This is a genomic window from Campylobacter concisus, assembly GCF_902460575.1.
GTDB lineage: Bacteria > Campylobacterota > Campylobacteria > Campylobacterales > Campylobacteraceae > Campylobacter_A > Campylobacter_A concisus_AW.
This window is the reverse complement of the sequence record NZ_CABPUY010000003.1, coordinates 654061-660056: the sequence shown is the minus strand read 5'-3', so window position 1 is coordinate 660056 and position 5996 is coordinate 654061. Positions and strand designations below refer to the sequence as shown.

Annotated in this window: 4 protein-coding genes; 3 read left to right on the top strand and 1 reads right to left on the bottom strand. The window is 37.4% G+C overall.

The annotated features are described in order from the left end of the window. On the top strand, positions 1 to 701 hold a 701-nt coding region (locus F3G76_RS10600), incomplete at its 5' end, for a hypothetical protein (protein WP_188116303.1). After that, on the top strand, positions 702 to 3947 hold the full coding sequence (locus F3G76_RS09685) for an Mbeg1-like protein (RefSeq protein WP_149706579.1): 3246 nt from the start codon (positions 702 to 704) through the stop codon (positions 3945 to 3947). Between the two features lie 8 nt (positions 3948 to 3955). On the opposite strand, the gene F3G76_RS09680 is transcribed toward F3G76_RS09685, so the two are convergent. Continuing rightward, positions 3956 to 5155, bottom strand: coding sequence for a molybdopterin molybdotransferase MoeA (locus tag F3G76_RS09680; RefSeq protein WP_149706578.1), 1200 nt, complete (start codon positions 5153 to 5155; stop codon positions 3956 to 3958). 135 nt (positions 5156 to 5290) lie between these two features. Between F3G76_RS09680 and yedE the strand changes: the two genes are divergently transcribed. Further along, on the top strand, positions 5291 to 5996 hold a 706-nt coding region (gene yedE / locus F3G76_RS10850), incomplete at its 3' end, for a YedE family putative selenium transporter (protein ID WP_223227456.1).

Below are 5996 nucleotides of genomic sequence, written 5' to 3'. Positions count from 1 at the left end.
CTTATTTTAATGGCTTTATAAGAATTTCTGATCTAACTAGCGAACAAGAGAGCATTGCTAAGAAATATGGTGGTGTTTATGTATTTGATGAGAAGCTAGAGAAAGAGATAGATAAGAGAGAGGAAGAGATAAAAGAGTTAAGAGATTGCTACACCACCAAAACAACAAACGAGTGTGAGCTTGTTGTTAAAAAACAGGTTACTACTGATGGATATTTTTTAAACAAAGTTTGGAACAATAATAAAGAAAAATTTAGGCAAAGATATAATACCGATAGCGATGGTGAAGCACAAGATAAATTTATAAAAGATACTGCAGAAAAACAGTCGGTGCCTATTCAGACGTTGTCTAATGGTAAAAAATACTACGTTACCACAAGAGATTATGGAAGTGATTTCAAAAAACAAGCTTGGATACCTGAAAGATATAGTGATCTAATAGTTAATTACATAGGCGATGACTATAATAAATTTAAACCTAGCATGTCTTTTATATATTTTTATGTAGAAAATAACGAGATAGTGCCTATATCACTATCCGTAACATATTCTTATAAAGTTGCTAAATTTGGATTATTTGGAGATGAAGCAAGTGGAATAAGATTTAAAGAAATTTATTATAGCTATGTGCTTGGCGGAAATAGATTTGAATTTATAAACAATAAATTTGAAAAAGTCAGCACTTCAGATAAGGATAAATAGATGAATACTATTAAAAATTTAACCAACAAAGATATGGTAAATAAGATAAAAGACTATGCTGATATAGCTGATGTTAGTTATGCTTTTTTTGAATACATAGATGAGAATGAAATTTGGAGTTTTTCAGATAAATTTTATAATGAGAAAATTTTAAAGACGCCAAATCCTAGATGGGATTATGCGGATAATGTAAATTTTTTGTACGAAAAAGAAATCAAATCCATAAAGACAGACGAACAAGGTAATGTTACTACCGAAGTAAAAAAGATACCTACCGCCTATGCCCTTTGTGTTGAAGCTAGATTTATGCAGGATTTAACGATTAAAAAACCAAATTTTAAATTCGGAGAAGAAGATACATATATAAAAATCTCGAATAACATTAAAAACTTTATTGCCGTTCAGGAAAAAAATGGTGAAATTTCACAGCGTATATTTATAAACGAAGAAGGCTACCACCAAATCTCAGAACGTACTAAAAAATTTACATCAAGATTTATACTTCTAAAACATCAAAAAAATGATAATGAAGGTTTTAGTGCTACGCTCTTTGAAGATACAAAAGACAATGATAAAAGGATATTGGTTTTTAGAGGCACTGAAATGAATTTAACCGAAGAACCAGCAGACATTTGGGCTGATATAATGCTAGCTAGTGGGCACGTACCAACTCAAGTAAATTCTTTAATAAATTTCTTTCTAGATAATGTTATACCTATCTTAAAAGAGAACGAAAAGATAAATATATGTGGTCACTCTCTAGGCGGTTTTCTTACCCAAGCGTGTGCTTTTATCTTTCCAGAATATATAGATGAAATTTATACATTTAATTCCCCTGGATTATTAAGTAAAATTAAAAGAGAAGAAGACTATACCACGGAAACTATTTCAGATGCATTATTTATAGGTGATACGGCTTTAAATGAGCCACATTTGCTAGACAAAGCCAAAAATATCATCAACATTAAACAAAAGCTTTACACAAATATATCACTTGGATACAAAGACCACACCTACCTACCAGCACCTTTAAATTTTAATAACATATACCACGCAAAGACTGATAATGATAGCCTAGCCTTTAACAACAAACTCTATGAAAACGCTATACAAGACCTTGGGCTTGATATAAATGGCAATGAGGTGCTAATAAATATAGGCAACGTAGATGCGATACCAAAAACAGATATAAGTATAAGCTCGCACTTTCTTACATATACGGCTACTACACTATACTTTTTCTCATATCTTTTAAAGGAAAAAGATAATGACGAAAAGACAAAAAATGTTAGCTTAAAAGGTACGTTTTTATATCTAAATGAATTTATGGAGCAAAACTATAAGCTTATATTTGATCTAGATACAAATTTATCTATGCAATACAATAGCGTAAATTTCAACATGGACAATAAAGCCACCATTTCGCCCATTACATATAACAAAAACAAAAACTGGCTACTACTTATACTTATAAACAACATAAAACACGACTTAGATATACGCACAGATCACTACCTAAAAGACGAGCAAGAAGCCTTAATAATAGAAGATATATTTAAGCTTAGTGACAAGAAGCGATACACAAATATAATAAGCAAAGATGAAGTTGAGAAATTTAAAGAAAACGGATGTGAAAGCATAGAAGATAAAAGAGCTATGCACAAGTGCAGGACATACAAGGTAGTAGATGAGAGCTCTAGTGATATCACTGCTACCAAGGCTGAAGCTAGCAAGCTCTACACCTATACGTCAAATTTCACAAGGTCTCTTTCATCGCAAGATGAGAAGGCATACTTTATGAAAAGATCAGAGCAGACCTACTCTCTTTTATTTGACAACAGCACGCAGAGTGGCTCTATAAATTTATACGACGTAAAAGATAGAGGCGAGATAAAATTTGGCTTTTTATCAGCTAGTTCTAGCGTATATGTGGATAAAGATAAAGAGAGCATTGCTATATTTACAAAAGATAAAGACATAGTGGATATTGAAAGGATATATGACAAGATAAGAGATAAATTTGATATAGATACTCTAGAAAACTACAAGGTCGATCTTTTCTTAAACGCTACACTTCTAAAAGGTGCAAATGAAGCTAAAGACTATAAATTTGGCTTTACAAATTTCAAAGATGAAAAAGAGCACGATCTATATGAAAACAAAGATGAGCAAAAGCCTTTTTACTACTTTAGCCCAAGAGATGATGAAAGCTCTAAAGGCTCTCTTGATATCACAAATAAAAACACAAGCATAAGGGTGCTTGGGTATGATATAGATAGGGGTAGCTTGGATATAAAGCTAAAAAGAGCTAACAATGATGAGGAAAAAGAGAAGCAAGCACAAGATAGAGAGGCGGTAAATCATCAAAGCATGCCTTCTGGTGCAGTAGCTACAAATTTCACAGCTCACCCAGTCATAGAAGACGACATCATCACTTGCCCGCATGGTGGCCAAGTGGTGCTAAAAAGCAAAGCTGGCAGGAGTATCACATCTAATGGCATACCGCTCATACTGGGTCAAGACTTCTTAGGCTCGCCGATAGTTGGCTGCTCGGCAAATTCGCCATGCACCTGCGTAGCACACGTACCAAAGAGCGCACTAAGTGCTAAAAGAGTAAATGACAACCATGCTCTTATGCAAGACCTAGTTCATCACTGCTTAAGTGATAAAGGCTGCGCGCTATCCATAGCTAAAAAGTCAAATTTACTTACATTTGAGGGGGTGAAATACGTTGATGCAAACGGCAATGAAGTAGCCCCAAAAGAGGTGCAGATCACGCAAAATCCAAGGCTAAGGTTTTTCATGAAGAGTGCTGCATCGCAAAGAGATAACATGCACGTCGCCATATACTCTATAAACGGCACCGAGTACAAAGAGCCAAACGGAGCCGACGAGATCGTGCTAAAAGAGAGTGACGCAAGAGACGTTAGCGACAAGGCACTTTTAAAGCTATTTAATGAAAATTTCAAGACTACTAGCCAAAGAAAATATGAATTTAAAGAGTACTCGCTAAAGTATGGCGCAGATGTTTTTAGACTAAATTTCATAAAGCCAGAGTATAAGAGCAAGCACGGCATAAACGGCTACTACGAAAGACTTAGCGAATACGAAAACGACGTTAGAAATTTGATCTTTCTAACGCCAAATCAAACAAAAGATATCACTATAAAAATAGCCAAAGGGCTAGACGCTAAGATAGAAAAAGACGCCGAGATAACCGACGTCGTAGTGCTTCAAGGGCTATAAATTTACCCTTAGCAAGGCATCTTTAAAACTTCTACCACTTCACCTTTTGCGATAAATTCTGTCTCTTTAGGGATGATAAGCAGTGCAGCTTCGTTTGTTAGGTTATTTACGATCGCTGAGCTACCAAGCTTTTTGCCGTTTAAATTTACAAAGATCTTGCCATCTCTGTTTTCTAAATTTACCGCTGTAAATTCCAAAAATGGCGAGCGTTTTTTGTAGTCTTCGTCCATTATCGCCGTGATCTTTGGCTCTTCTTGGCTAAACCAAGTGTTTATAAGCACTCTTACATAAAGCACGCACATAACCATCGCCGAATACGGAAATCCCGGCAGCGCAAAGATGTATTTGTCGCCTGATTTTGCCACTCTGATGTGGCGGCCTGGTTTTATCGCAGCACCCTCGATGATGAGACTAAAATTTTCATTTAAAGCGCCCTTTACAAAGTCATAGTCTCCCATGCTGATACCACCCGTTGTTACCAAGATATCAGCTGATTTTAGTGCATTTATGATCGCTTTTTTAACAAGCTCAGCCTTATCTCTTACGATCTCGCAGATGATCGGCTCTGCGCCCATTTTGCGTATCTGCATAGCGATACCTACGTGGTTTGAGCTGTGAATTTGCGCTGGGTTTTCTAGTGGCTCGCCAAGGTCTTTTATCTCGCTACCAGTTGCTAGTATCGCCACTCTTGGACGGACAAATACACTTACGTGAAAGACGCCAAGCTCGGCAAGAAGCGCGATCTCAGCGTAGGTTAGACGTGTGCCTTTTTTTATTAAAATTTCGCCTTTTTTGTAGCTCTCGCCCACTGCTCGCACAGCAAAGCCCTTTGGCACGCTCTTTTTGATGATTATTTTTGAGCCGCTAACCTCGACGTTTTCAACTGGCACAAGAGTGTCGGTGCCTTCGCTCATTAATGAGCCGGTGAAGGTTTTGACGCATTTGCTACCCTCCACATGTAGCCCTTTGTCGCTACCTGCTGGCAGATCGGTGATGAGCTCAAGCTCGTTTAGACCCTCTTTAAAGGCAAAAGCGTAGCCGTCCATCGCCGAAACTGGCTTTGCTGGGTAGTTTTCAGCGGCTGTGACATCATAGGCGATATTTCTATCAAGCGCATCTGTGATGGCTACTTTTTCGACCTTTTCCCACGCATTTATCGTATCTTTTAGAATTTTCAGGCTATCTGCATAGCTCATAAAATCTTTCATCATTTATCCTTTTTATGAAATTTTTGCATATTCTATCCACTTTGCTCTTAAAAAAATTAATCTTTGTTTTATTTAATGATTATTAAAATGTCGTTTAAGAAACCGGTCGGGTTTTACCTTTACACAGGAATTTACATGAACAAAACATTGCTTTACATCATCGCAGGTGCGAACCTTGGCATACTTGCTCCAGTGCTCGTTCATTTTGGCAACCCAGCAAACATGGGCGTTTGCGCGGCTTGCTTTTTACGAGATAGCATGGGTGCGCTTGGCTTTCACCAGGCCAAAGTCGTTCAGTATCTAAGGCCTGAAATTTTAGGGCTTATCATCGGAGGCTTTCTAGCTAGCATGCTTTGGAGTAGAAATTTCACTCCAGTATCTGGCAGTGCGGCATTTTCTAGGTTTTTCTTAGGCGTGTTTGCGATGATAGGCTGCCTCATATTTTTAGGCTGCCCTTGGAGAGCATTTTTGCGTCTTGGAGGCGGAGATATGACCGCTATTGCTGGCGTTGTTGGCTTATTTGCTGGCGTCTTTGTGGGACGAGCTTTTAAGAAAAATGGCTACATTTTACCTGAGAGTGAAACCACTGCAAAAGCTATCGGGTTTTTGCCACTGATTATTGCTATTTTGCTTTTACTAGCACTTATCTTTGGCCTAAAACTTGGCGAAAATGGCGCATTATTTAGCTCAGAAAAAGGCCCAGGCTCACAGCATGCAAATTTATTTATCTCGCTTATTTGTGCCATTGTCATCGGTGCATTTATGCAAAGAAGTAAATTTTGCTCAGTGGGAGCTATCAGTAAAATTTTCGAGCGTGACTTTTCGATGTTTTATGGCATAG